Origin of the sequence: Ideonella alba, assembly GCF_018069845.1 — a bacterium.
In the GTDB taxonomy this organism is placed as follows: domain Bacteria; phylum Pseudomonadota; class Gammaproteobacteria; order Burkholderiales; family Burkholderiaceae_C; genus Ideonella; species Ideonella alba.
The window spans coordinates 31,435-57,531 of the sequence record NZ_JAGQDD010000025.1; the positions used below are offsets into that span (position 1 = coordinate 31,435).

A 26,097-nucleotide genomic window follows, 5' to 3' on the forward strand; every position below is an offset into this window, starting at 1 on the left:
TCACTCCCAACCAGGAATGTCGGGCACCACCAGCTGCTGCACCTCGGGCAAGTCGATGCCGAACTGCCGCCGCAGCAGCGCCTGCAGCGCGGCGCGGTGGCGCAGCGTCCAGCGCTGGACCACCCGGCCCTGGCGCAGCGTGACCTCGCGGTTGAGCACCGAGACCCGGCCGCCATCGATCAGCGCACGCATCGACAGCCGGCGCCGGAACGGTGAGCTGGGGTGGGTGGCGGTGAAGTGGTTGCCCATCTCGAAATCAGGCGGGCAGCATTCCTCCAGCGCGGTGGTCCACATCGGGCGCTCGCCCGCCAGGTCCGGGGCCTGGGCCGACAGCGTCCACCAGCGACCCTCGCGGCGCAGGTGGTGGGTCACACCGCCGCCGCGGACCCGCGCGCCGTCGACCAGCGGCACCGGCACCTGGGGCGCCAGGCCGCCGAAGCCGGCATCCACGATCACCGGCCCGCTGGTCAGCGACACCACCAGGAAGTGGTGGGTGCGTCCGGCCTGCTCGCGCGGGCGCTCGACGATCACCCGTGCCAGGTGGTCACGCACCGCGAAGCCGTAGTAGCGCAGCGCCGCGCCCAGCAGCGCGCTGTGCTCGAAGCAGTAGCCGCCGCGGCGGCGGGTCACCAGCTTGTCCTGCAAGGAGGGCAGATCCAGCCGCGGCGGGCGGCCCAGCAGCACGTCCAGGTTCTCGAAGGGGATGCTGCGCATGTGGGCCAGCAGCAGCTGCGCCAGCGTGCCCAGCGAGCAGTCCTGCGGCGGCTCGACGCCCAGCCGCGCCTGGTAGGCCGGCGCGTCGAAGCTGGTCGGGCTGTCGAGCAGAGTGCTGAGGGTCTTGTCCATCGGTGACGCCATGTTGGTCCTCGCACACTAACATGGGCCATCCCTCGAACCGGAGTGCCCCCTGATGCACCTGTGGACCCACGTCCTGCCGCCACTGGCGGTGGCCCTGCTGGCGCTGCCCGCCGCGTGGCTGAGCGGCGGCTGGCTGCTGCTGCCCACCGTGGCGCTGATGGGCGCGGTGCTGGCTGCGGTGCACCACGCCGAGGTCGTGGCCCACCGCGTGGGCGAGCCGCTGGGCACGCTGGTGCTGGCGCTGGCGGTGACGGTGATCGAGGCGGCACTGATCGTGACGATGATGCTGGCCGGCGGCGGCGCCGAGGCCGAGCTGCCGCGCGACACCATCTTCTCGGCGGTGATGATCATCTGCAACGGCGTGGTGGGCCTGTGTCTGCTGGCCGGCGGCTGGCGCCACCACGAGCAGCAGTTCCGCATCGAGGGCGCCAACGCCGGCCTGGCGGCGCTGATCGCGCTGTGCACGCTGACCCTGGTGCTGCCCACCTTCACCACCAGTTCGGCCGGCGCCACCTACACCGCCTCGCAGCTGGGCTTTGCGGCGGTGGCCTCGCTGGTGCTGTGGCTGGTCTGGGTCTTCGTGCAGACGATCAGCCACCGCGACTACTTCCTGCCGCCCGGCGATGTGCGCGACGACCCCCATGCCCATGCCGAGCCGCCTGGCACGCGCGCCGCCTGGCTCAGCTTTGCGCTGCTGCTGGTGGCGCTGGTGGGCGTGGTGGGTCTGGCCAAACAGCTCTCGCCGGCCATCGAATCGGCGGTGCGCGCCGCCGGCGCCCCGCGGGCGGTGATCGGCATCGTCATCGCGATGCTGGTGCTGCTGCCTGAAACCGTGGCCGCGCTGCGCGCCGCACTGGCCAACCGCCTGCAGACCAGCATGAACCTGGCGTTCGGCTCGGCACTGGCCAGCATCGGCCTGACCATCCCGGTGGTGGCGGTGGCCTCGCTGTGGCTGGGTCTGCCGCTGACCCTGGGCCTGGGCCCGAAGGACCTGGCGCTGCTGGTGCTGACCTTCCTGGTCTCGGCGGTCACGCTGGCTTCGGGCCGCAGCCACCTGATGCTGGGCGCGGTGCACCTGGTGATCTTCGCGGCCTTCCTGTTCCTGGCGCTGGTGCCTTGAGGACGCCTCAAGCCCCGCTGCGGGCCAGCGCGTCGCGCAGTTCGCTGCGCAGCGCCCGCAGCGCCGCCAGCTCGGCCTCGGGCGCGGCGATCGCGCTCCAGGCCATCTCGCCCACGGCGCGCGCGGTGGCGGCCAGGTCCAGCGGCTTGTCGGGCTGGCCCACCACCTCCCACAGGATGTGCTCCATCGGGCCCAGCACCATCGGCCGCAGCAGGCGCAGCGGCACGTCGGCGCGGACCTCGCCGCTGGCCTGGCCGCGCGCCAGCAGGTCCATCAGCGGCGCGGTGTAGCGGCGCTGCAGCGGCAGGAAGCTCTCGCCCAGCGCCTGGCCGCGGCTGCGGCCCTCGCTCAGCACCAGCGCGCACAGGCCGGTGCCGTGGATCAGGAACAGGCGCAGGTGGGTCTCGACAAAGACCATCAGCTGCTCGCGCACGCTGCGTTCGCGCGGCAGGTTGGCCTGCATCGCGGCGATGATCTCGTCGTACCAGTCGCCCAGCACGCGCACGCACAGCTCGCGCTTGCCGCTGAAGTAGGTGAACACCGTGGCCTCGGAGATGCCCAGGCGCTGGGCGATCTCGATCGTGGTGGCCCGCTCATAGCCCTTCTCGGCGAAGACCTCGCGGCCCACGCGCAGGATGTCGCGGATGCGCTGTTCGCTCTTGGCGCTGGCGGCGGCACGGCGTGCGGGAGCGGCGGCGGTGTTCATGAAATTGAGTATGACTCAAAAATTGCTTGCGAGGCAAGTCGCCGGCTGGTAGATTTCGCCGGTTTGCTGCTGGCGGGCGGTTCGCCCACGGCGGCTCAGGGTTTGTATTGAGTAAGGCTCAAGCCAGAGCCTCCACCGCGGAGACAGCGATGTTCGAATCCACCTTCCAATTCCCCCTGGGCGAGGACATCGCCGCGCTGCGCGAGGCGGTCCGCGTGTTCGCGCAGGAGCAGATCGCGCCGCGCGCCGCGCAGGTCGACAAGGACAACCTCTTTCCGGCCGACCTGTGGCGCAAGCTGGGTGAGCTGGGCGTGCACGGCCTGACCGTGCCCGAGGAATACGGCGGCATGGCCATGGGCTATGTGGCCCACATGGTGGCCATGGAAGAGATCTCGCGCGCCAGCGCCTCGGTGGGCCTGAGCTACGGCGCCCACTCCAACCTGTGCATCAACCAGATCAAGCGCAACGGCAGCGAGGCCCAGAAGCAGAAGTACCTGCCCAAGCTGATCAGCGGCGAGCACGTCGGTGCGCTGGCGATGAGCGAGCCGGGCGCCGGCTCCGATGTGGTCAGCATGAAGCTGCGTGCCGACAAGCAGGGCGACCGCTACGTGCTCAACGGCAGCAAGATGTGGATCACCAATGGCGGCGACGCCGACACCCTGGTGGTCTACGCCAAGACCGAGCCCGCCATGGGCGCGCGCGGCATGACCGCCTTCATCATCGAGAAGGGCTTCAAGGGCTTCTCCAAGGGCGAGCACCTCGACAAGCTGGGCATGCGTGGCTCCAACACCTACCCGCTGTTCTTCGACAACTGCGAGGTGCCCGAGGAGAACGTGCTGGGCGGCGAGGGCAACGGCGCCAAGGTGCTGATGAGCGGCCTGGACTACGAGCGCGTGGTGCTGTCGGGCGGCCCGCTGGGCATCATGGCGGCGTGCCTGGACGTGGTCGTGCCCTTCATCCACGAGCGCAAGCAGTTCGGCCAGAGCATCGGCGAGTTCCAGCTGATGCAGGGCAAGCTGGCCGACATGTACTCCACCTTCCAGGCCTGCCGCGCCTATGGCTACGCGGTGGCCCAGGCCTGCGACCGCGGCGACCACAGCCGCACGCTGCGCAAGGACGCCGCCGGCGTGATCCTCTACACCGCCGAGAAGGCCACCTGGATGGCCGGCGAGGCGATCCAGGCGCTGGGCGGCGTGGGCTACACCAACGAATACCCCACCGGCCGCCTGTGGCGCGACGCCAAGCTCTACGAGATCGGCGCCGGCACCAGCGAGATCCGCCGCATGCTGATCGGCCGCGAGCTGTTCTCCGAAACCTGCTGAGGCAGCGGCACCATGGCCATCATCCAGACCAAGCTCAACGCCCGCAGCGCCGACGCGCAGGCCAATGCCGCCGCGATGCGCGCGCTGGTCGACGACCTCAACGCCAGGCTCGCCAAAATCGCCGAAGGCGGCGGAGAGGCCGCTCGCGCCAAGCACCTGGGCCGCGGCAAGCTGCTGCCGCGCGAGCGGGTGGAGATGCTGCTCGACCCCGACACGCCCTTCCTGGAGATCGCGCCACTGGCCGCGCTGGGCATGTACCCCGAGAAGGACGGCAGCGATGCGGCGCCCTGCGCCGGCATGATCGCCGGCATCGGCCGGGTGGGTGGCGTGGAATGCGTGATCGTCTGCAACGACGCCACCGTCAAGGGCGGCACCTACTACCCGCTGACCGTCAAGAAGCACCTGCGGGCGCAGGAGATCGCGCAGCAGAACCGCCTGCCCTGCGTCTACCTGGTGGATTCGGGCGGCGCCAACCTGCCCAACCAGGACGAGGTCTTCCCCGACCGCGACCACTTCGGCCGCATCTTCTACAACCAGGCCAACATGAGCGCCCAGGGCATTCCGCAGATCGCGGTGGTCATGGGCTCGTGCACGGCCGGCGGCGCCTACGTGCCGGCCATGAGCGACGAGACCATCATCGTCAAGAACCAGGGCACGATCTTCCTGGGCGGCCCGCCGCTGGTGAAGGCCGCCACCGGCGAGGTGGTCAGCGCCGAGGACCTGGGCGGCGGCGACGTGCACACGCGGCTGTCCGGCGTGGCCGACCACCTGGCCGAGAACGACCTGCACGCGCTGGCGCTGGCGCGCCAGGTGGTGGGCACGCTGAACTGGCGCAAGGAGGTGCCGGTGAAGCTGCAGCCGGCGCAGCCGCCGAAGTACCCATCTGAGGAACTGCTGGCGGTGATCCCCACCGACACCCGCAAGCCCTTCGATGTGCGCGAGATCATCGCCCGCATCGTCGACGGCTCCGACTTCGACGAGTTCAAGGCGCGCTACGGCAGCACCCTGGTCTGCGGCTTCGCCCACATCGAGGGCATGCCGGTGGGCATCGTCGCCAACAACGGCATCCTGTTCACCGAGAGCGCGCAAAAGGGCGCGCACTTCATCGAGCTGTGCTGCCAGCGCAAGGTGCCGCTGGTCTTCCTGCAGAACATCACCGGCTTCATGGTCGGCCGCAAGGTCGAGAACGAGGGCATCGCCCGCGCCGGCGCCAAGATGGTGACCGCGGTGGCCTGCGCCAACGTGCCCAAGTTCACCGTCATCATCGGCGGCAGCTTCGGCGCCGGCAACTACGGCATGTGCGGCCGCGCCTACAGCCCGCGCTTCCTGTGGATGTGGCCCAACGCGCGCATCAGCGTGATGGGCGGCGAGCAGGCGGCCAGCGTGCTGGCCACGGTGCGCCGCGACGGCATCGAGGCCAAGGGCGGCGCCTGGAGCGCCGACGATGAAGAGGCCTTCAAGGCGCCGATCCGCCAGCAGTACGAGGTCCAGGGCCATCCGTACTACGCCAGCGCCCGGCTGTGGGACGACGGCGTGATCGACCCGCAGGACACCCGCCGCGTGCTGGCGCTGGGCCTGTCGGCGTCGCTGAACGCGCCCATCCCTGACGCCAAGTTCGGCGTCTTCAGAATGTGAACGAAGCCCCCACGCTCCCTGCCGGTCGCTGCCCCCCGAGGGGGCTTTGGCAGCGGACCGGCGGAGCCGGATCCGCGCCAATCCCTTGACATTCACTGCTGAGCACGTGCCCATGAATACGCTGGAGATCCGCAGGCCGTCGCCCCACGTGGCCGAGGTCTGGCTCGACCGCCCGGACGTGCGCAACGCCTTCAACGACGGCGTGATCGCCGAGCTCACCGCGGCGTTTGCCGGCTTCACGCAGGACACCGAACTGCGCGTGGTCGTCCTGGGCGGCCGCGGGAAGGCCTTCTGCGCGGGCGCCGACCTGAACTGGATGCGCGCCATGGCCGACTACAGCTGGGAGCAGAACAAGGCCGACGCCCAGGCCCTGGCCGACATGCTGTGGACCGTCTACCGCTGCCCGGTGCCGGTGATCGGCCGCGTCCAGGGCGACTGCTATGCCGGTGGCGTGGGCCTGGCCGCGGTGTGCGATGTGCTGGTGGCCTCTGACAACGTGGGCTTCTGCCTCAGCGAGGCCAAGCTGGGCCTGCTGCCCGCCACCATCGGTCCGTATGTGATCCGGGCGCTGGGCGAGCCCGCGGCGCGCCGCTACTTCACCACCGCCGAGCGTTTCAGTGCCGCCGAGGCGCACCGCCTGGGCTTCGTGCATGAGCTGTGCACCGCCGAGCAGCTGGATGAGCGGGTGGCCGCGCTGGTCGCGGCCATCAGCGCCAACGGCCCCGCCGCCGTGAAGGCCTGCAAGCGCCTGGTGCAGGACCTGGCGGGGGCGCCCATCACGCCCGCGCTGCGCGAGGACACCGCGCGCCGCATTGCCGACATCCGCTCCAGCCCCGAGGGCAAGGAAGGTGTCTCGTCCTTCCTGCAGCGCCGCGCCCCCGCATGGACCTGAGTCCGGTCACCGCCGCGGCCTCGGCCGTCGCCTCCGGCGTCGGTCAGGCCACCGCCACCTGGGATACCAGCCACCTGGTGGCCCTGGCTGCGGCGCTGGGCTGGGCCAGCGGACTGCGCCTGTACGCCGTGGTCTTCCTGACCGGCCTGGCCGGCCGCCTGGGCTGGGTGCCGCTGCCGGAAGGGCTGCAGCTGCTGCAGCAGCCGCTGGTGCTGGGCGTGGCCGGCGTGCTGCTGGTGGTCGAGTTCCTGGCCGACAAGATTCCCTGGGTCGACTCGGCCTGGGACGCGGTGCATACGGTGATCCGCATTCCCGCCGGTGCCGCGCTGGCGGCCGGGGTGATCGGTGCCGACGCCGGGCAGTGGCAGCTCATCGCCGCGCTGCTGGGCGGCACGCTGGCCGCCACCGCCCATGTCGCCAAGGCCACCACCCGCGCCGCGGTGAACACCTCGCCCGAGCCCTTTTCCAACATCGCCCTGTCGCTGCTGGGCGACGCCGCGGTGCCGGCCATGCTGTGGCTGGCCTGGAGCCACCCCGGCGCCTTCCTGATCGTGCTGACGCTGGTGGTGCTGGTGATGGCCGTGATGACCGTGCTGCTGATGCGATTCGCCCGCCGCGCCTTCGGCCGCGTGCGCCAGATGCTGAGCCCGCCTGCTGCGCGGGCCTGAGGAGAGAGCTGTGTTCAAGAAGATCCTGATTGCCAACCGGGGAGAGATTGCTTGCCGGGTGGCGCAGACCGCGCGTCGCCTGGGCGTGCGCACCGTGGCCGTTTACTCGGACGCCGACGCCAACGCCGCCCATGTGCGCGCCTGCGACGAGGCCGTGCACATCGGCGGCAACGCCGCCAAGGACAGCTACCTGCAGTGGCAGCGCATCCTGGATGCCGCCCAGGCCACCGGCGCGCAGGCGGTGCACCCTGGCTACGGTTTCCTGAGCGAGAACGAGGACTTCGCCCGCGCCTGTGCAGCGGCCGGCCTGGTGTTCATCGGCCCGCCGCCCGAGGCGATCGCCGCGATGGGCTCCAAATCGGCCGCCAAGGCGCTGATGGAGCAGGCCGGCGTGCCGCTGGTGCCGGGCTACCACGGCCGTGACAACGACCCCGCGCTGCTGGCGCGCGAGGCCCAGCGCATCGGCTACCCGGTGCTGATCAAGGCCAGCGCCGGCGGCGGTGGCCGCGGCATGCGCCGGGTGGACCGCGCCGAGGACTTCCTCGAGTCGCTGGCCAGCTGCCAGCGCGAGGCGAAGGCCAGCTTCGGGGACGACCATGTGCTGGTCGAGCGCTACGTCACCCGCCCGCGCCACATCGAGATCCAGCTCTTCGCCGACGCCCACGGGAACTGCGTCTACCTGTTCGAGCGCGACTGCTCGGTGCAGCGCCGCCACCAGAAGGTGCTGGAAGAAGCCCCCGCGCCCGGCATGAGCGCCGCGCGCCGCGCCGAGATGGGCCAGGCCGCGGTGGCGGCGGCCCAGGCGGTGGGCTATGTCGGCGCTGGCACGGTGGAGTTCATCGCCGAGGAACTGGACGATGGTGATCTTCGCTTCTACTTCATGGAGATGAACACCCGGCTGCAGGTGGAGCACCCGGTGACCGAGGCCATCACCGGCCACGACCTGGTGGAGTGGCAGCTGCGCGTGGCCGACGGCCAGCCCCTGCCGGCGCGGCAAGACGAGCTGCGCATCCACGGCCATGCCATCGAAGCGCGCATCTGTGCCGAAAACCCCGACGCTGGCTTCCTGCCCGCCACCGGCCGCCTGGCCGTGCTGCGCTGGCCGGCCCATGCGGCCTTCCAGCGCAACGCGCAGCAGGACGGCGGAGCGCCCGCCGCGGTGCGCGTGGACGCCGGCGTGCGCGAGGGCGACGCGATCAGCCCTTTCTACGACTCGATGATCGCCAAGCTGATCGTCTGGGGCGAGGACCGCGCGCAGGCGCTGGCCCGGCTGGATGCGGCCTTGCAAGCCACCCACATCGTCGGCCCGGCCACCAACGTGGCCTTCCTGCGCCGGGTGGTGAACAGCACGGCCTTTGCCACCGCCGATCTGGACACCGCGCTGATCGAGCGCGAACGCGCCCAGGTGCTGAACCAGCCCGGGCTGGCGCTGCCGCTGGCGGCCGCCGGCGTGGCCGCGCAGGCGCTGGCCACCGAGGTGGCCGCCGAGGACGCCGACCCCTGGAGCCAGCGCAACGGCTGGCGTCTGCACGGCGGCGCGCGCCGGCGCTTCGACCTGCTGGTGGGCAAGACCGCCCACCGCGCCACGCTGGAGCGCCTGCACGACGGCGCACTGCGCCTGGGCGTGGGCGGCGAATTCTGGTCCTTCAGCGCCCAGCCGCTGGGCGAGCACCGCTACGACGTGCTGCTGGGCGGCCAGCGCCACACGCTGACCGTCTACCGCCAGGGCGAGCGCGCCACCGTGTTCGCCGACAGCGGCCACCTGGAGCTGCTGGACATCGACCCGATCGCCCATGCCGGCGACCACGCGGGCGAAGGCGGCCGCCTGACCGCGCCGATGCCAGGCAAGGTGATTGCGCTGCACGCGAAGGCGGGCGACACCGTCAAGGCCGGCCAGGCGCTGGCGGTGATGGAGGCCATGAAGATGGAACACACGCTGGCCGCGCCGCGCGACGGTGTGGTGGCCGAGCTGCTCTACGCGGTGGGCGACCAGGTCGCCGAAGGCGCCGAGTTGCTGAAGCTGGCCGAGGAGTGAGCACGATGAGCCTGCCCAGCCATGTGACGATCGTCGAGGTCGGCCCGCGCGACGGCCTGCAGAACGAGAAGCAGGCGGTCGACACGGCCGTCAAGGTCGAGCTGATCCACCGCCTGCAGGCCGCCGGCCTGAAGGAGATCGAGGCCACCAGCTTCGTCAGCCCCAAGTGGGTGCCGCAGATGGCCGACAACGCCGCGGTGATGGCCGGCATCACCCGCCAGAGCGGCGTGCGCTACAGCGTGCTGACGCCCAACCTCAAGGGCTGGGAAGCGGCGGCCGTCACGCGGCCTGACGAGATCGTCGTCTTCGGCGCCGCCTCCGAGGCCTTCAGCCAGAAGAACATCAACTGCAGCATCGCCGAGTCGATCGAGCGCTTCGCGCCGGTGGTCGATGCCGCGCGGGCGGCGGGCGTCAAGGTGCGCGGCGCCATCTCCTGCGCGGTGGGCTGCCCCTACGAGGGCGAGATCGCGCCTGAGCGGGTGGCCCTGGTGGCGCGGCTGATGGCGCAGATCGGCGTGCAGCATGTGGGCGTGGCCGACACCATCGGTGTGGGCACGCCGCTGAAGGTGCAGCGTGCGCTCGAAGCGGCACTGCAGCACTACCCGCTGCACGAGGTCAGCGGTCATTTCCACGACACCTACGGCATGGCGCTGGCCAACGTGCACGCCAGCCTGCAGCTGGGCATCCGCACCTTTGACACCAGCGTCAGCGGCCTGGGTGGCTGCCCCTATGCCAAGGGCGCCACCGGCAATGTGGCCACCGAGGACGTGGTGTACCTGCTGCATGGACTGGGCATCGACACCGGCATCGACCTGGATGCGCTGATCGACGCCGGGCAGTTCATCCGCGGCGCGCTGGGCCAGCCCAATGGCTCGCGGGTGGCCCGGGCGCTGCTGGCCAGGCGGGCGGCCTGAGGCCGCCCGGCTCGCCGCTCAGATGCCCTTGCGGCAGACCTGGTGGTACACGCCGTCGTTGCCCATCACCCAGTAGCACTTGATGCCGTGGCCCATGCTGTTGCCCTCGCGGGCGTGGACGGTGGGGGCGCTCAGCAGGCCGACGAGGGTGGCGGACACGGCCAGCAGGCCGACGATGCGTTGGAACATGGCAAGAACTCCAGGTGGGTGATCGGTCCACCGGGCTGGTGGTCCGTGCCAAAGACAATGCAGAAGATGTGCCAAATGCACATTCACTGGAGAATCAAGCACTTGCATCGATGTGTGGGCTTGCATCGGGGCATTTGCCCCACCGGGCCGGGGCGCATCCCCCACCGGCCCGCCTGAGACAATCCGCGCCATGCGCTTCCCCCGCCTGGTCCTCGCCTGTGCCGCCGTGCTGCTCACGGCCGGCGCCGCCACCGCGGCCGACGACGCCAGCTCGCCCACGCTGCGCAAGATCCGCGACACCGGTCTGATCACGCTGGGCTACCGCGATGCGTCGGTGCCGTTCTCGTACCTGGACGCCAAGCGTCGCCCGGTGGGTTACTCGCTGGACCTGTGCCACCACGTGGTGGCGGCGGTGCGCCAGCGCCTGAAGCTGCCCGACCTGGAGGTGCGCCACATGCTGGTCAGCTCGGCCACCCGCTTTCCGCTGGTGGCCAACGGCACGGTGGACATCGAATGCGGCGTCACCACCAACACCGCCGAGCGCCAGCGCAGCGTGGCCTTTTCGCTGACCACCTTCGTCGCCGCCAGCCGGCTGCTGGTGCGCGAGGACTCGTCGATCAGCAGCATCGAGGACCTGCGCGAACAGCCGGTGGCCTCGACGCTGGCCACCACCAGCATCCAGTTCCTGCACCAGCTCAACCAGTCGCGCCAGCTGGAGATGCGCATCCTGGCCGGCCTGGACGATGTCGAGGGCATGCGCATGGTGCTCAATGGCCGCGCCGTGGCCTATGCGATGGACGATGTGCTGCTCTACAGCATGAAGGCCACCCACCCCGCCGCCGCCAGCCTGCGCATTGCGCCGCTGGCCCTCACCACCGAGCCCTATGCGCTGGTGCTGCGCAAGGACGACCCGGCCTTCAAGCAACTGGTGGACGGCGTGCTGGCGCGCCTGTACCGCAGTGGCGAGATCGAGGCCATCTACCAGCGCTGGTTCGAGCAGCCGATCGAGCCGCGCGGCATCACGCTGAAGATGCCGATGAGCGAGGCCTTGCGCCGCGTCGTGCGCCATCCCACCGACACCGCCGACGCGGCGGCCTACCAATGAGCCCCGACACGCCGATCGCCGTGGTCGACTTCGAGACCACCGGCATGGGCCCCGCCCAGGGCGCGCGCGCCACCGAGATCGCGGTGGTGCTGGTGCAGGATGGCCGCATCGTCGACCGCTACCAGAGCCTGATGTACACCGGCGTCTACATCCCCTCGTTCATCGTGCAGCTGACCGGCATCACCAACGCCATGCTGCAGGACGCGCCGCCCGCCGAGCAGGTGATGCGCGAGGTGGCCGATTTCACCCGCGGCCTGCCGCTGGTGGCCCACAACGCCGCCTTCGACCGCGGCTTCTGGCAGGCCGAGATGGCGCGCGCTGACGTGCCGCCCGACCCGGCCCACGCCTTCGCCTGCACCGTGCTGCTGTCGCGCCGCCTGTACCCCGAGGCGCCCAGCCGCAAGCTGGGGGCGCTGGGCGACTGGCTGGGGCTGGAGCGCGACGGCCGCGCCCACCGCGCGATGTCCGACGCCGACCTCACCGCGCAGCTGCTGATCCGCCTGCAGCGCGACGTGGAGCGCCGCTTTGCCGCCGAGCTGGGCGAGCGCGCGGTGGACCACGCGCTGCTGGAGCGCCTGCAGCGCGCCCAGCGCCAGCAGCTGGCCCGCTGCATCGCCCAGGCATGACACCCGCCGCACTGCGCGCCAGCCGGGTGCAGTTCCTGGCGCTGGGCGGCTTCATGGGCGCCTGGGGGGCGCACGTGCCCAGCCTGAAGAGCGCGCACGCGCTGAGCGACGGTCAGCTGGGCGCGGTGCTGCTGTGCGCGGCGCTGGGCTCAGCCGCGATGCTGCCCTTTACCGCGCCGCTGGTGCACCGCCTGGGCCCGCGCCAGATGGCACGGGTCAGCGCCAGCGTCATCGCAGGGGCCATGGCGCTTCTGCTGCATGCGCCCGGCATGGTGCCGCTGGCGCTGCTGGCGGCGGCGCTGGGCGCCGGGGCCTCGCTGCTGGACGTGTCGGTCAACGCCGAGGCGGTGCTGATCGAGGAGCGCCTGGGCCGCCCCTGCCTGATCGGCCTGCACGCCATGTTCAGCGTGGGCGGCATGGCCGCCGCCGGCGCGGTGGCGCTGCTGCTGCGCGCCGCCGTGTCGCCCGGCGCGCAGTTGCTGCTGTTGCCGGCGCTGCTGTGGGCGGCGATGGCCTGGGCCTGTGGCGCCATGCTCTCGCAGCCTGGCCACGGCAGCGCCGAGCACGCGCGCTGGCAGTGGCCGCGCGGGCGCCTGCTGGCGCTGGGCCTGCTGGCCGGCGCCGGCTTCCTGGCCGAGGGCGCGATGTACGACTGGAGCGTGGTGCTGATGCGCGACGTGATGCAGGCCCCGCCCGACATCGCCGCGCTGGGCTACGCCGCCTTTGCCGGCGCCATGGCCGCGGCCCGCTTCGGCGGCGACTGGCTGCGCCAGCGCTGGCCGGCGCACCGGCTGCTGGCCGCGCATGGCCTGCTGGCCGCGGTGGCCATGGCCGCGGTGCTGACCATGCAGTCGCCGTGGCCGGCGCTGCTGGGCCTGGCGCTGGTGGGCCTGGGCCTGGCCAACATCGCGCCGCTGATCTACCGCGTGGCCAGTCAGCAGCCGGGGGTGACGCCGGCCGCCGGCATCTCGGCGGTGGTGGCGGTCAGCTTCATCGGCTTTGTCGGCGGCCCGCCGCTGATCGGTGCGCTGGCCGAGGCCTGGGGGCTGCGGCTGGCGCTGGTCGCGGTGGTGCTGGCGGCGCTGGCGCTGGTGCCGGGCGCGCGGGCCGCCCGGTGAACCAGGCAACGCTGAACAAGTCCCTCGCGGCGTGCGCATCCCTGCTTCAGGCGGTCTGCTGCGTTACACATCCTCGCCATAGCCCAGGCTATGGCTGTGGTGTGCGCCTTGCAGCCCATCCCGAATCAGGGCGCGCCCATCCGCGGCGACTTGTTCAGCGTCGCCTCAGGCCGGTCCGATCGCCGGCCGCTCGGCCAGCCGGGCGCGCCAGCGCAGCAGGTGCGGGTGGCGCTCGTCGGGCCGCTGTTTCGCCGCCCGCGCAAAGTCCACCGCCACCACCGCGGTGATGTCAGCCACGCTGAAGGATTCACCCGCCAGCCAGGGCCGGTCGGCCAGGCGCGTGTCCAGAGCGGTGAAGAACTGCTGCAGGCGCAGCACGCCGCGTTCGGCCAGTTCGGGGATCTGCGCGTAGTCCACCGGGCCCGGCAGGGCGCGGCCGCGCATCGCGGGCGAGCTGTTGCGCAGCACCTCGGCCACCGCCAGCAGGCCCTCGAACTCGGCGCGCCAGTGCCAGTGCGCCACCTCGGCCTTCTCCTCGGGCGTGCGGCCGGTCAGCGGCGGCTCGGGGAAGCGCGCCTCCAGGTAGGCCAGGATCGCGGCGTTGTCGGTCAGCACCGGTCCGCCCTCGATGCGCAGCGCAGGCACCGTGCACAGCGGGTTGACGGCGCGGAAGGCCTCGGTGAACTGCTCACCCTGGCGCAGGTCCACCGCCACCGTGGTGTGCGGCACGCCCTTCTCGGCCAGCAGGATGCGCGCCCGGCGCGGGCTGGGCGCGGTGAGGCAGTCGTACAGCGTCAGGTCACCCTGGCTCATGTGGCGCTGCCCGGGTGACGCGCGCGGTCGATGTCGGCCGCCTCGTGCCGCTCGGCCAGTTGCGCATCGGCCGCGCCCCAGGTGCGGTTGACGATGCGCCCGCGCTGCACCGCTGGCCGTTGCGCGATCTCGTCGGCCCAGCGGACCACGTGCGTGTACTCGTGCACCGACAAAAACTCGCCCGCTTCGTAGAGCTGGCCCTTGGCCAGCGCGCCGTACCACGGCCAGACCGCGATGTCGGCGATGCTGTAGTCGTCGCCGGCCAGGTAGCGGCTCTCGGCCAGGCGGCGGTCCAGCACGTCCATCTGCCGCTTGGCCTCCATCGCGAAACGGTTGATCGCGTACTCGAACTTCTCCGGCGCGTAGGCGTAGAAATGGCCAAAGCCGCCGCCCAGGTAGGGCGCACTGCCCATCTGCCAGAACAGCCAGGACAGGCACTCGGCGCGCTGCGCACCGGTGGGCAGCAGCGCGCCGAACTTCTCGGCCAGGTACAGCAGGATCGCACCCGACTCGAACACCCGCACCGGCTGCGGCCCACTGCGGTCCATCAGCGCCGGGATCTTCGAATTGGGGTTGACCTCGACGAAGCCGCTGCCGAACTGGTCGCCCTCCTGGATGCGGATCAGCCAGGCGTCGTACTCGGCGCCGGTGTGCCCCAGGGCCAGCAGTTCCTCCAGCATCACCGTCACCTTCACGCCATTGGGCGTGGCCAGCGAATACAGCTGCAGCGGGTGCCGGCCCACCGGCAGGTCTTTGTCGTGCGTGGGCCCGGCGATCGGGCGGTTGATGCTGGCAAAGCGACCGCCGTTGGCGCGGTCCCAGGTCCAGACCTTGGGAGGGGTGTAGGGCTCACTCATGCGGGCCAGTGTAGGCAGTGACGCCGCCTGGCGCCGCCCCCCCGCGGGAAGACCCTGGCGCCGGGCCGCCCCCGGGAACTGGGGGGCTGACCCGCGGCGCGGCACGCCACAGAATCGGGCACGCCCCGGTTCCTCAGGAGTCGCCGATGAGCCCCACCCCGTCTGATCTGCCCTGGTACGCCCGCCGCCGCGTGCCCCTGGCCGTGCTGGCCTTGCTGTGGAACGCGGTGGGTGCGCTGGACTTCACGATGACCCAGACGCGCAACGCCAGCTACCTGGCCGACTTCCCGCCCGAGATGATGGCCTACATCGACGGCCTGCCCGGCTGGGTGCATGTGGCCTGGGGCGTGGGCACCTGGGGTGGCCTGATTGGCGCGCTGCTGATGCTGATCGGCCGGCGCGCGGCGCTGTGGCCCTACGCCGCCTCGCTGGCCGGGTCGGCCGCGGTCTTCGTGCAGAACCACCTGCTGACCCAGCCGCCGGCCGGCATGGGCGGCACCGGGCCAATGCTGTTCTCGCTGCTGATCGTGGTGCTGGCGGGGCTGCAGTGGGTGTGGGCGCGTCGGGGGGCATTGGCAGGCTGGTTGCGTTGATGTCCGGAACGTAGGCGTCGAGGGCGGTTCGGCAACGGCTTCAGCCGGTCGGTCCAGGTGGTCGACGGGTCTGCTGGCGCCGCCCGGAGCGGTCTGTCTCGAGACGCAGCCATCGGCACCTCCGTGGACTGGGCAGAGATTCACATGCTCACCGCCCAACAGCCACTGCAGGCCTATCGAGTGGCACGGCTTGTCGGCCATTGCCCATGTCGGGCAGAGCCGGCGAAGACCGAAGGACGTTGATACCGAGGCCTTTTCACGGGACGTCTCTTCGCTGCTGACCCAGGCCAAGGTCTCCCAGCTGTCACGGAACACGGCCCTGCGTCGTCTCGCGGCACGCTCAGCGTAGACCCGGGCTCAGCCAAGCTCAGTCGACCATGGTCGGCAGGCATGCCTTGAAGCCGTCGTTCCGCGACGGTGTGTGAAAGCTTGCCGTGCGGGCGGCCCTCCGTCCGCGCGGTCGATGAACGCCGACGATCGGTCCCTGGTGTCAGCCCCCCTCCTGTCTGGCGCAGAGCACCCTGCCAAACGCCGGTTCCGCCTGGTGCGGCGCGGTTCTGCCAGCACAAGGGGCGCACGGGCTTGGCGCGTCTCGAATACGTCGGGTTGGTCTTCCATCGGCCAAGCGCCCGACCCAGGCGATGGATCGGCAAGAATGGCCAGCCATGACCCCGATTCACCATTGGCAGGCCACCCGCCGCCTGCGCCTGCTGCTCCAGACGCTGCGCGACCTGTTGGTGTCGCTGGGCCCGCTGCTGCTGCTCGGCGGAGGCCTGCTGGTGGCGGCCTATTGGTGGCTTGATCCGCAGCCGCCGCGTCAGGTGAAGCTGGCCACCGGCCCGGCCGGAAGTGCCTATGCCGGCTTCGGTGAGGGCTACGCGAAAGCGCTGGCGCGCGAGCACATCCAGGTGGATCTGATCGCCAGCGAAGGCGCACAGGACGATCTGGCCCTTTTGCGCGCGGGGACGGCCGATGTGGGCTTTGTCCGTGGCGGCATGGCCGATCCGGTGGCCGACACCGAGGCCGGCATCGTCTCGCTGGGCAGCCTGTTCTACGAGCCGATCTGGATCTTCTATCGCCGCGATCTCGACATCGCGCGCCGCCAGCCCGGCGGCGAACTGCAGCGCCTGGCCCAGCTGCGCGGCCTGCGCGTCAGTGTGGATCAGGACGGCAGCGGTGTGCCCCAGATTGTCGAGAAGCTGCTGGCGCTCAACCAGCTCAAGCCGACCGATCTGCGGCTGTCCCATCTGGCGCCCGACGCCGCCGGCCTGGCCCTGCGCCAGGGCCGCTTGGACGCCGCGGTGCTGATTTCGGCGCCGCAGGCCGGCCTGATCCGCGCGCTGCTGCGCGATCCGGCCATCGCGCTGATGGCCTTCGAGCAGAACGAGGCCTATTCGCGCCACCTGCCCTTCCTGTCCACCGTGACGCTGCCGCGCGGTGTGGTGGACCTGGGGGCCGACGTGCCGCGTCACGACGTGCCCCTGCTGGCCACCACGACCGCACTGCTGGCGCGCGAGCAGACGCACCCTGCGCTGCGCCAGCTGTTCGCGCAGGCGGCCCTGAGCCTGCACAGCGAGGCTGGCTGGTTCAATGGCACGCGCGATTTCCCCAACACCCGCACCAGCGAGCTGCCGGTCAGCGCCGAGGGCGACCGCGCGATCAACGGCACGCCGCCGGCCTGGGCGCGCTACCTGCCCTTCTGGGCCGGCAATCTGCTGGAACGCATGTGGCTGGTGGTCGGCGGCCTGCTGGTGCTGATGCTTCCGCTGTCGCGCGTCGTGCCGCCGCTCTACACCTTCCGCGTGCGCTCGCGGGTGTTCCGCTGGTATGCGCGACTGCGCGAGGTGGAAGCCAAACTGGAAGCCGGCACCGGCGAGCGCGATGCTTTGCTCGACGAGCTGGACGAACTGGACCGTGTCACCCACCGCATTGCGGTGCCGCTGTCCTATGCCGACGAGCTGTACGCGCTGCGCAACAACATCCATGCGGTGCGCAAGCGCCTGCTGGCCCAGCGATCCCGGCCAACGGAGGTGCCTGCTGACGGATCAAGTTGACGGCCGCCCGATCAGCCGGCGCCGCGTCCATGGTGGCGGCCCGCCATCAACCGCGCCGTGTGGCTGCTCCGGGCCGATAACGGCCGGCCAGAGTCGCAGGGCGACCTTCTGAGTTCAGGCTGAAGCCGCCTGGTTTCCCCGGTCACTCACGACTTCGTCTTCACCCCCGCTGGCAGGGGCTTGGCCGCCAGCGTGCGCAGCTGGCCCACCAGCGCGTTGTGCGCATCCAGGAAGGCCGCGGCGATCACCTTGCCTTCGTTGGTGTTGCTCCAGCCCAGCGCGCCGATGCCGCCGCCCTGGCCGCCGACCAGTCCCCCCAGGCCCAGGTCGGTGGTGCGGGCCGACCCGGTGGCGGCGGAGAGTTGCTCGGTGGTCTCGTTGTCGGTCAGCAGCAGCACGACCTGGGCTTCCTTGATGCGCACCTGCTCGGCGGCGCCGGCCAGCCTGTTGAGCACCGGGATCATGGCCAGGATGCCGCCGATCTGGCGGCCGGCGTCCTGCTCAGAGAAGACCAGGCTGGGCACCACGCTGTACTGGGCCATCAGGCCGCGGCCCTTCTGGACGTCGCCGTCGGCGCGCAGCACGCCGGCGTCCTTCAGTTCCTGCTCGCGCCGGGTGGCCTTCAGACCGGCGTTGCGGTCGACGATGCGAAAGCAGCCGCTTTGCTGCATCACCACGCGCACCAGCGGCAGCGGCGACTCGGGCAGGCCGCCGCGGCCGATGCCGGTGTAGCCGTTCTGGTTCTCCTCCAGCGCGACCACGGCGATCGGCGCGTCGCAGGTCTGCAAGGCGCGCGCCGCGTTCTGCGCGCCCGTGGGCCCGCCGCTGCCGGTGACGACCGAGCCACCCTGGCCCAGCTCGACGCCCTGCTTGCCGCAGCCGGCCAGCGCGATGATGACAAGGGCGGCGCCTGCGGCGCGCCCCCAGTGGGGTGATGACATGTCGGCTCCCTGGTGTGCGCGGGCGCCTGTGGCGGCACCTCTCACGAACGGTCATGAATGTAGCAGTCCGCCCGGCGGGGCCGCTGCATCGCGCCGCTTAACTGTGGCTCCGAACGGCCGAAAGAACCGGCTGACGCCGGCGGCCTTCGGCCGGTTGCGCCATGCCTGATCGCTTCACTCCATCACACATGCCCACGGGCCTTCTCGATCCCGGACAGGGTCTGAACAGCATCCGCTGGCGCTTTGCGCTGGCGGGCGGCGTGCTGGGCGCGCTGGCCGCCCTGGGCAGCGTCACGGCGCTGGGCGGCGCTGCGTTGGGCCAGCCACGGGCCTGGGCGGTCGTGGCCGGCGCGGCGGTCGGCGTCGGGGCGGCGATCTTCTGGATGGCCAGTCGACTGACAGGCCTGGTCGACGCCCTGCGGCGCAGCACCGACGCGATCGCCGACGGCGACTTCGGCGCCCCTGTCGAGGTGGACTGCGCCTGCGAGATCGGCGGCCTGGCCAACAGCTTCCGCCGCATGCGCAGCCGGCTCAACGACAACGTGCTGCGCATCAACCTGCTGGCCTACACCGACCCGATCACCCGCCTGCCCAATCGCAGCGTGGTCGACCGGCTGCTGAACTTCGCGCTGGATCCGTCGCGCAGCGAGACCTACCGCGCGGCGATCATCTTCATCGACCTGGACGGCTTCAAGCGGGTCAACGACACCCTGGGCCACGCCGGTGGCGACGCCCTGCTGGCCCAGGCCGCCGAGCGCCTGCTGCAGCAGGGCCTGGAGCGCGACCTGCACACCATCGACACCTGCCTGGACGCCTTCGGCACACCCTGCGACCGGCTGCCGCGCGATGTCGTCTTCGCCCGCTTCGCCGGTGATGAGTTCGTGGCCATCCTGCCGGGCACGACCGACCGGGCCGAACTGGCCGAGATCGGCGAGCGCATCGTGCGCTCACTGGCCGCGCCCTTCAGCGTCCAGGGCCAGGAGGTGACGGTGGGCGCCAGCCTGGGCATTGCGATCACGCCCGACGACTCCGTGGACCCGAAGGAGATCCTGGCCTTCGCCGACCTGGCGATGTACGGCTCCAAGCAGGCCGGCAAGTCGCGCTACCAGTTCTTCGACCAGCAGGCCCGCCAGGCGCTGCTGGACGCCACCCGCATCGAGGCCGAGTTGCGTATGGCGCTGGAGCAGGGGCAGCTGCGCCTGCACTTCCAGCCCAAGTTCCAGCTGCGCGATGGCCAGCTCAGCGGCGTCGAGGCGCTGGTGCGCTGGGCCCATCCCACCCGCGGCCTGTTGCCGCCCGGCGCCTTCATCGACATTGCCGAGCGCAGCGGCCTGATGGGCGAGCTCGGGCGCCAGGTGCTGACGATGGCGGTGGCGCAATGCCGGCAGTGGATGGTCCAGGGCCGGCCGCTGAACGTGGCGGTCAATGTGTCGCCGTCGCAGTTCAGCGATCCGCACTTCTGCGCCGAGGTCCTCGAGGCGATCGAGCAGGCCGGCATTCCCGCCGAGCTGCTGTCGATCGAGATCACCGAGTCGATGGCGATGACCGACTTTGCCGCCACCGCGGCCCGTCTGGCGCGCCTGCGCGCGGCCGGCGTGATGATCGCGCTGGATGACTTCGGCATCGGGTTCTCGAACCTGTCGCAGCTGTCCCGTCTGCCGCTGGACATCCTGAAGGTCGACCGCTCGCTGGTCAGCGCGCTGGGCACCGACCCGCGTGCCGACGCGATCGTGCGCGCCATCATCGGCATGGCGCATGCGCTGAGCTGCCGGGTGATCGCCGAAGGCATCGAGACCGAGCCCCAGCGCGCGCATGTGCGTGACCTGGGCTGCGACTGCGGCCAGGGCTTCCTGCTGGGTCGTCCGGTCCCGGCCGATGCCGTGGTGCTGCTGCCGGGGGCGGCGGTCGAACCTGCGCTGGCGTCCTGACGGGCGGGCGCGCGATGCCGGGCGACGGGCACAGCCGCCACAATCGGGCGATGCACATTGCCATCCTCACCTTCCAGGGCTTCAACGAGCTGGACTCGCTGATTGCGCTGGGCCTGCTCAACCGCATCCGGCGGCCCGACTGGCGCGTCAGCCTGTGCTGTCCCGAGGCCAGCGTCACTTCGATGAACGGGGTGACGGTGCAGGCGCAGTCGATGCTGGAGGAAGCGGCCGACGCCGAGGTGGTGCTGGTCGGCAGCGGCCTGCGCACCCGCGAGGTCTGCGCCGACCCAGTGCTGCTGGCCCGCCTGCGGCTGGACCCGGCGCGGCAGCTGATCGGCGCGCAGTGCTCGGGCACGCTGCTGCTGGCGCGGCTGGGCCTGCTGGGCGCGGTGCCGGCCTGCACCGACCTGACCACCAGGCCCTGGGTGCAGGAGGCGGGCGTGCAGGTGCTGGAGCAGCCTTTCTACGCCGCCGGCAACCTGGCCACCGCGGGCGGCTGCCTGGCCTCGGTCTACCTGGCGGCCTGGGTGCTGGCGCGCACCGAAGGCCTGGACGCCGCACGCCAGGCGCTGCACTACGTGGCGCCGGTGGGCGAGAAGGAGGCCAGCGTCGAGCGGGCGATGGCGGCGATCGGGCCCTACCTGCTCTGAGAGCCTCTCAGCCTCTGAACCGCTGGCCGGCCGCTCAGCCCGCCACCACCGCAATGCCCTTGAGCTGCCCGGCCTGCGCCGGTCCCTGCGGCCGCGGGTAGCGCTGCGGATCCCAGCGGTGCATCAGCTCGGCCTCGCGCGCGCGCGCCAGCGCCAGGTTGGCCAGCTTCACATGGCCGAAGCCGCGCACCTGCTGCGGCAGAGCGGCGATCTGCTGCGCCAGCGGCAGGCGATCGGCGTTCAGGCCCGCGGCCAGTTCGTCCAGTCGCTGCTCGAAGGCGCTGATCAACGCCCGTTCCAGGCGACGCTCCTCGGTGCGGCCGAACACATCCAGCACGCTGCCGCGCAGACCGCGCAAACCGGCCAGCACCCGCATCGCGCTGCGCAGCCAGGGGCCCATGACGATCTTGCGCGGCGCCACGCCACCGCGCGGCGGTCGCAGCAGCGGCGGGGCCATGTGGAAGGCCAGCCGCAGATCGCCGTCGAACTGCTCGCGCAGTGCGGCCTCGAAGCCGGGGTCGCTGTACAGGCGCGCCACCTCGTACTCGTCCTTGTAGCTCATCAGCCGGGCCAGGCTGGTGGCGGCGGTGCGGGTCAGCGGCAGCGAGGGGTCGCGGCCCAGGCCCGCCTCGGCGGCGCGCAGCCGGGCGATGCGGTCGCGGAAGCGCTCGGCCCAGGCGGGGTTCTGCCAGGCACTCAGCTGCGCTTGCAGACGGGTCAGCAGCGCGTCCAGCGAGTCGTCCAGCGGCGCGGCGGCAGGTGCAGCACGCAGCGCCGCCAGCGCCGCGGGATCGGCGGCGGCCAGGCGACCCAGGCCGAAGGCGCGCAGGTTGGCCTCCACCGCCACGCCGTTCAGGCGGATCGCCTGCGTCAGCGCGCCCAGGCTCACCGGCACCAGGCCGCGCTGCCAGGCCCAGCCCATCGCCAGGATGTTGCTGGTGACGGTGTCGCCCAGGAACTCCTCGGCCAGGCTTTGCGCGTCGAAGGTCTCGACGCGCTCGTCGCCGGCCGCGAAGCGCATCTTCTCGAGCAGCGCGTCGATCTGCAGTGACGCATCGGGCACGCGCAGCGATTCGGCCACCGGCACCGGGTGGGTGTTGGCCAGAATGCGGGTGCGGCCGTGGCGCACGGTCTGCAGCGCGTCGGCGCTGGCGCCCACCACCAGGTCGCAGGCCAGCAGGGCGTCGGCCTGCTGGGTGTCGATGCGGACCTGGTTCAGGCGCTCAGGCGTGTCGGCCAGGCGCACGAAGCTCAGCACCGAGCCGCCCTTCTGCGCAAAGCCCATGAAGTCGAGCACGCTGGCGCGGTGGCCCTGCAGGTGCGCGGCCATGGCGATGACAGCGCCCACCGTGACCACGCCGGTGCCTCCGACCCCGGTGACCAGCAGGTCCCAGGGGCCGGTCCATGTGTGGGGGGTGGGCTGCGGCAGCGCGGCCAAGCGCGCATCAAAGGCGGCGGGGTCTGAGGCGATCGCGCCGCTGCGTTTTCTCAGCGTGCCGCCAGTCACGCTGACGAAGCTGGGGCAGAAGCCCTTGGCGCAGCTGTAGTCCTTGTTGCAGGCGGTCTGGTCGATGCGGCGCTTGCGGCCCAGCGGCGTTTCGTGCGGCAGCACCGCCACGCAGTTGCTCTGCACGGTGCAGTCGCCGCAGCCTTCGCAGACCGCGTCGTAGATGAACAGGCGCTTGGGCGGGTCGGCGAGTTTGCCCTGCTTGCGGCGGCGGCGCTTCTCGGCGGCGCAGGTCTGCTCGTAGATAAGCACGGTGACGCCGGCGATCTCGCGCAGCTCGCGCTGCACCGCGTCCAGCGCCTCGCGCGGGTGGAACTGCGTGCCCGCGGGGAAGCGGTCGTGGATGGCGTCGTACTTGGCGATGTCGTCACTGACCACCACCACGCGCTTGACGCCTTCGCTTTCGACCTGACGGGCGATGGCGTCGACACTGATGATGCCGTCCACCGGCTGGCCGCCGGTCATCGCCACCGCGTCGTTGAAGAGGATCTTGTAGGTCAGCGTGGCCTTGGCGGCCACCGCCTGGCGGATCGCCAGATAGCCGGAGTGGTGGTAGGTGCCGTCGCCCAGGTTCTGGAAGACATGCGGCGTCTTGGTGAACATCGCATGCGAGACCCAGTCCACGCCCTCGCCACCCATCTGGATCAGGCCGGCGGTGCTGCGGTCCATCCAGTTGGCCATGAAGTGGCAGCCGATGCCGGCGCGGGCGGTGCTGCCTTCAGGCACCTTGGTGCTGGTGTTGTGCGGGCAGCCGGCGCAGAAGTAGGGCAGACGCTTGACGCTGTCGCCCACGTTGGACAGCAGCGCCGGCGGCGTGAAGTCATGGACGTGCGGCATCAGGTGGCGCAGGTGGTTGCGGAAGGTCTCCTGGCGCGGGAAGTGTTCGGCAAACCAGTGCGCGACGATCTCGATCAGGCGCGAGGGGCGCAACTCGCCCAGCGCCGACACCAGCGGCTTGCCCTGGCGGTCGTGCTTGCCCACGATCACCGGGCGGGCGTGGGTGGGCGCGTTGTAGAACAGCTCTTTCAGCTGCTGCTCGACGATCGCGCCCTTCTCCTCGATGACCAGGATCTCCTTCAGGCCACGCGCGAAGTGGCGCAGGCGCGTGGTTTCCAGCGGCCAGGACAGGCCCACCTTGTACAGGCGCACGCCGGCCTCGGCCAGCATCGCCGGCGTGATCTCCAGCCGGCGCAGCACCTCCATCAGGTCGTGGTGCGCCTTGCCGCAGGTGACGATGCCCACGGTGGCGTCGACGCTGGCGATGACCTCGCGGTCGATGGTGTTGACGCGCGCGAAGGCGGCCACCGCGGCCAGCTTGTCGGCCAGGCGCGACTCGATGCGCAGCGAGGGCAGGTCGGGCCAGCGGTAGTGCAGACCGTCGGGCGGCGGCTGGTGGCCGGTCAGCGCGCGCACGGTGTCGGCGTCCACCCAGGCGGCGCGGCGCGCGGCGATCAGGTCCAGGTCCACCGTGCCGGCGCTTTCCACCACCTCGGACAGCGCGGTCAGCCCCACCCAGGCGCCGCTGTAGCGCGACAGCGCCCAGCCATACAGGCCGAACTCGACGATCTCGGCCACATCGGCGGGTGCCACGATCGGCATCTGCCAGCCGATCATCGCGTGCTCGCTCTGGTGCGGCATGCTCGACGAGACGCAGCCGTGGTCGTCGCCCGCCACCACCAGCACGCCGCCCAGCGGCGATGAGCCGTAGGCGTTGCCGTGCTTGAGCGCATCGGCCGCGCGGTCCACGCCCGGGCCCTTGCCGTACCACAGCGCGAACACGCCCTCCACGGTGCGCTCCGGGTCGCTCTGCACCCGCTGCGTGCCCAGCACCTGGGTGGCGGCCAGTTCCTCGTTGATGGCGGGCACGAAGCGGATGCCCGCGTCCTCCAGCCGCCGGCCGGCCTTCCACACCGCCTGGTCGACCATGCCCAGCGGCGAGCCGCGGTAGCCGCTGATGAAGCCCGCGGTGTTCAGCCCGGCGGCCGCGTCGGCCTGGCGCTGCATGTGCAACAGCCGCACCAGGGCCTGGGTGCCGCTGAAGAAGACGGTGCCACGCTCGGCCCACAGGCCGTCGGCGAGCTGGTAGTCGGGGCGGGCGAGGGCGGGGGTGGGCATCGGGTGGTCCATGGCGTGATCCTCGGGCCTGGGCAGAGGAATGATCTTCCTGGCTGGTTCGGGGTCAACCCTGGGAAATCGCTGATCCGTTCTCCATTTCCAGCGAATGGAGAACAGATGTTCTTCATGCTGGGGTCCTGAGCGGTCTGGATTCCGAATGTGCAGCGCTTCAGGGTAATCCCGATCTGGCAGTGAATTACATTGGTACCAATGTATTTGACTCATCGGACAGGCCAGCAAAGCCTGGGGACGGAAGCACATGGACGCGATACCACTGCTGTCATCGCTGACCTGGCCCGTGGCCATCGGGCTGGGCTGGGTCGTGGGCGAACTGGCCTACCGCGCCTGGGGCGTGCCACGGGTGGCGGCCTACGGCCTGTTGGGATTCCTGCTGGGCGGCACGCAGTTGGGCTGGCTGGGTGATGTGCACCAGCGCGAACTGCTGTGGCTGGTGCATGTGGCCTTCGGCCTGACGCTGTTCGAGTTCGGCTACCGCATCAACCTGAACTGGCTGCTGCGCAACCCCGGCTTCACCGCGCAGGGCGTGATCGAGTCGCTGCTGATCTTTCTGCTGGTGTGGCTGGCCTGCGGCTGGCTGGGCATGGAGCCGCTGCTGTCCTGGATGGTGGCCGCGCTGGCGGCCAGTGGCTCGCCGGCCGGGCTGATGCGGGTGATCAACGAAGGCCGGGCCTCGGGCATCGTCACCGAACGCGCGCTGCACGGCTCGGCGCTGCAGTGCGTGATCGCGGTGCTGTTGTTCAAGCTGGCTGCCGGTGCGTGGACGCTCAGCAGCCTGGGCGACTGGGGGCAGGCGCTGTGGAACAGCGGTGCGATGCTGCTGGGCTCGGCGGCGCTGGGTCTGGGCTTCGGGGTGCTGCTGCCCTGGCTGATCGACCGCCTGGGCCCGCCGGTGCCCGACACCACGCTGCCCTATGCGATCGCCGTGATGCTGCTGGTGTCGGTGACGCTGGCCTGGACGCTGTCGCCGGTGCTGGCCACGCTGGTCTTCGGGCTGACCGCGCGCCATCGGCGGATCGGCCTGACCAGCGCACAGCGCAACTTCGGCGCGCTGGGCGACGTGATGGCGGTGCTGCTGTTCATCTTCGCCGGGGCCGCGCTGGACATCGCCCTGGTGCTGCAGGGTTGGTGGGTGGGCGTGCTGATCGTGCTGCTGCGCCTGGGCGTGAAGCTGGGCGTGGCCTGGGTGGCCGCGCGTGGGGACGGCCTGGGGCGCCACAAGGCGATGCTGGCAGGCGTGGCGTCCACACCGATCTCGGTCTTCGTGATCCTGCTGCTGGAGCAGGCGCGGGTGATGGGCCTGGACGTGCTGGGCACGATCGCCCCGCTGGCCGCGGCCACCTGGCTGCTCGAGATCGCCGGCCCCGCGCTGACCCGCTGGGCCCTCAAGCGTGCCCATGAACTGGCCCCGCCCGAGGGCCGCTGAACCGGAG

22 protein-coding genes are annotated in these 26,097 nt (G+C 71.1%); 15 read left to right on the forward strand and 7 right to left on the reverse strand.

What is annotated here, in order from left to right; translation table 11 throughout:
• A complete protein-coding gene (locus KAK03_RS22355) occupies positions 1 to 846 on the reverse strand; it encodes an arylamine N-acetyltransferase family protein (RefSeq protein ID WP_210856892.1) in 846 nt (281 codons plus the stop codon).
• Between the two features lie 64 nt (positions 847 to 910).
• Between KAK03_RS22355 and KAK03_RS22360 the strand changes: the two genes are divergently transcribed.
• The gene (locus KAK03_RS22360) at positions 911 to 1,978 is read left to right on the forward strand and encodes a calcium:cation antiporter (protein ID WP_210856893.1); all 1,068 of its coding nucleotides are present in this window, start codon (positions 911 to 913) and stop codon (positions 1,976 to 1,978) included.
• Between the two features lie 7 nt (positions 1,979 to 1,985).
• Here the strand turns inward: KAK03_RS22360 and KAK03_RS22365 are convergent, their stop codons facing one another.
• On the reverse strand, positions 1,986 to 2,684 hold the full coding sequence (locus tag KAK03_RS22365) for a TetR/AcrR family transcriptional regulator (protein WP_210856894.1): 699 nt from the start codon (positions 2,682 to 2,684) through the stop codon (positions 1,986 to 1,988).
• Between the two features lie 149 nt (positions 2,685 to 2,833).
• Between KAK03_RS22365 and KAK03_RS22370 the strand changes: the two genes are divergently transcribed.
• From KAK03_RS22370 to KAK03_RS22395, 6 genes are all read left to right on the forward strand, one after another.
• Entirely contained in the window at positions 2,834 to 4,006 is a 1,173-nt protein-coding gene (locus tag KAK03_RS22370) for an isovaleryl-CoA dehydrogenase (RefSeq protein WP_210856895.1), read from the forward strand.
• A gap of 12 nt (positions 4,007 to 4,018) precedes the next feature.
• The gene (locus tag KAK03_RS22375; RefSeq protein ID WP_210856896.1) at positions 4,019 to 5,641 is read left to right on the forward strand and encodes a carboxyl transferase domain-containing protein; all 1,623 of its coding nucleotides are present in this window, start codon (positions 4,019 to 4,021) and stop codon (positions 5,639 to 5,641) included.
• Positions 5,642 to 5,753: 112 nt separating this feature from the next.
• Positions 5,754 to 6,533: an enoyl-CoA hydratase/isomerase family protein gene (locus KAK03_RS22380; protein ID WP_210856897.1), complete on the forward strand. Its 780-nt coding sequence runs from the start codon at positions 5,754 to 5,756 to the stop codon at positions 6,531 to 6,533.
• Positions 6,524 to 7,201 (forward strand): DUF4126 domain-containing protein, encoded by a 678-nt coding sequence (locus KAK03_RS22385; RefSeq protein ID WP_210856898.1) that lies wholly within the window; start codon positions 6,524 to 6,526, stop codon positions 7,199 to 7,201. Before KAK03_RS22380 ends, KAK03_RS22385 begins: the two co-directional genes overlap by 10 nt.
• 10 nt (positions 7,202 to 7,211) lie before the next feature.
• Entirely contained in the window at positions 7,212 to 9,236 is a 2,025-nt protein-coding gene (locus tag KAK03_RS22390) for an acetyl/propionyl/methylcrotonyl-CoA carboxylase subunit alpha (protein WP_210856899.1), read from the forward strand.
• A 5-nt stretch (positions 9,237 to 9,241) separates the two neighbouring features.
• Complete coding sequence (locus tag KAK03_RS22395) at positions 9,242 to 10,150, forward strand: hydroxymethylglutaryl-CoA lyase (RefSeq protein ID WP_210856900.1); 909 nt, start codon at positions 9,242 to 9,244, stop codon at positions 10,148 to 10,150.
• An 18-nt stretch (positions 10,151 to 10,168) separates the two neighbouring features.
• Here the strand turns inward: KAK03_RS22395 and KAK03_RS22400 are convergent, their stop codons facing one another.
• A complete protein-coding gene (locus tag KAK03_RS22400; RefSeq protein WP_210856901.1) occupies positions 10,169 to 10,339 on the reverse strand; it encodes a hypothetical protein in 171 nt (56 codons plus the stop codon).
• 190 nt (positions 10,340 to 10,529) lie between these two features.
• On the opposite strand from KAK03_RS22400, the gene KAK03_RS22405 reads away from it, so the two are divergent.
• The 3 genes from KAK03_RS22405 to KAK03_RS22415 are packed head-to-tail and all read left to right on the forward strand — an operon-like array spanning position 10,530 to position 13,188.
• Positions 10,530 to 11,444: an amino acid ABC transporter substrate-binding protein gene (locus KAK03_RS22405; protein ID WP_210856902.1), complete on the forward strand. Its 915-nt coding sequence runs from the start codon at positions 10,530 to 10,532 to the stop codon at positions 11,442 to 11,444.
• Positions 11,441 to 12,070 carry a 3'-5' exonuclease gene (locus KAK03_RS22410; RefSeq protein WP_210856903.1) on the forward strand — a complete coding sequence of 210 codons (630 nt, stop codon included), beginning with the start codon at positions 11,441 to 11,443 and terminating at the stop codon, positions 12,068 to 12,070. Before KAK03_RS22405 ends, KAK03_RS22410 begins: the two co-directional genes overlap by 4 nt.
• On the forward strand, positions 12,067 to 13,188 hold the full coding sequence (locus tag KAK03_RS22415; protein ID WP_210856904.1) for an MFS transporter: 1,122 nt from the start codon (positions 12,067 to 12,069) through the stop codon (positions 13,186 to 13,188). The genes KAK03_RS22410 and KAK03_RS22415 overlap by 4 nt, the downstream gene beginning before the upstream one ends.
• 165 nt (positions 13,189 to 13,353) lie before the next feature.
• On the opposite strand, the gene KAK03_RS22420 is transcribed toward KAK03_RS22415, so the two are convergent.
• Together KAK03_RS22420 and yghU are read right to left on the reverse strand one after the other, a co-directional pair.
• Positions 13,354 to 14,001: a glutathione S-transferase family protein gene (locus tag KAK03_RS22420; protein ID WP_210856905.1), complete on the reverse strand. Its 648-nt coding sequence runs from the start codon at positions 13,999 to 14,001 to the stop codon at positions 13,354 to 13,356.
• Positions 13,998 to 14,858: a glutathione-dependent disulfide-bond oxidoreductase gene (yghU, locus tag KAK03_RS22425; protein WP_210856906.1), complete on the reverse strand. Its 861-nt coding sequence runs from the start codon at positions 14,856 to 14,858 to the stop codon at positions 13,998 to 14,000. The genes KAK03_RS22420 and yghU overlap by 4 nt, the downstream gene beginning before the upstream one ends.
• Before the next feature lie 146 nt (positions 14,859 to 15,004).
• On the opposite strand from yghU, the gene KAK03_RS22430 reads away from it, so the two are divergent.
• Positions 15,005 to 15,451: a hypothetical protein gene (locus tag KAK03_RS22430; RefSeq protein WP_210856907.1), complete on the forward strand. Its 447-nt coding sequence runs from the start codon at positions 15,005 to 15,007 to the stop codon at positions 15,449 to 15,451.
• Positions 15,452 to 16,116: 665 nt separating this feature from the next.
• Positions 16,117 to 17,505 carry a TAXI family TRAP transporter solute-binding subunit gene (locus KAK03_RS22435; RefSeq protein ID WP_210856908.1) on the forward strand — a complete coding sequence of 463 codons (1,389 nt, stop codon included), beginning with the start codon at positions 16,117 to 16,119 and terminating at the stop codon, positions 17,503 to 17,505.
• Between the two features lie 146 nt (positions 17,506 to 17,651).
• Here KAK03_RS22435 and KAK03_RS22440 read toward each other — a convergent pair whose 3' ends face one another.
• Positions 17,652 to 18,446 carry a CsgG/HfaB family protein gene (locus tag KAK03_RS22440; RefSeq protein WP_210856909.1) on the reverse strand — a complete coding sequence of 265 codons (795 nt, stop codon included), beginning with the start codon at positions 18,444 to 18,446 and terminating at the stop codon, positions 17,652 to 17,654.
• Positions 18,447 to 18,634: 188 nt separating this feature from the next.
• Between KAK03_RS22440 and KAK03_RS22445 the strand changes: the two genes are divergently transcribed.
• Complete coding sequence (locus KAK03_RS22445) at positions 18,635 to 20,374, forward strand: putative bifunctional diguanylate cyclase/phosphodiesterase (protein ID WP_210856910.1); 1,740 nt, start codon at positions 18,635 to 18,637, stop codon at positions 20,372 to 20,374.
• Between the two features lie 50 nt (positions 20,375 to 20,424).
• On the forward strand, positions 20,425 to 21,024 hold the full coding sequence (locus KAK03_RS22450; protein ID WP_210856911.1) for a DJ-1/PfpI family protein: 600 nt from the start codon (positions 20,425 to 20,427) through the stop codon (positions 21,022 to 21,024).
• 34 nt (positions 21,025 to 21,058) lie between these two features.
• Here KAK03_RS22450 and KAK03_RS22455 read toward each other — a convergent pair whose 3' ends face one another.
• Entirely contained in the window at positions 21,059 to 24,658 is a 3,600-nt protein-coding gene (locus tag KAK03_RS22455; RefSeq protein ID WP_210856912.1) for an indolepyruvate ferredoxin oxidoreductase family protein, read from the reverse strand.
• 247 nt (positions 24,659 to 24,905) lie between these two features.
• Between KAK03_RS22455 and KAK03_RS22460 the strand changes: the two genes are divergently transcribed.
• A complete protein-coding gene (locus KAK03_RS22460; protein WP_210856913.1) occupies positions 24,906 to 26,090 on the forward strand; it encodes a cation:proton antiporter in 1,185 nt (394 codons plus the stop codon).
• Positions 26,091 to 26,097: the final 7 nt, after the last annotated feature.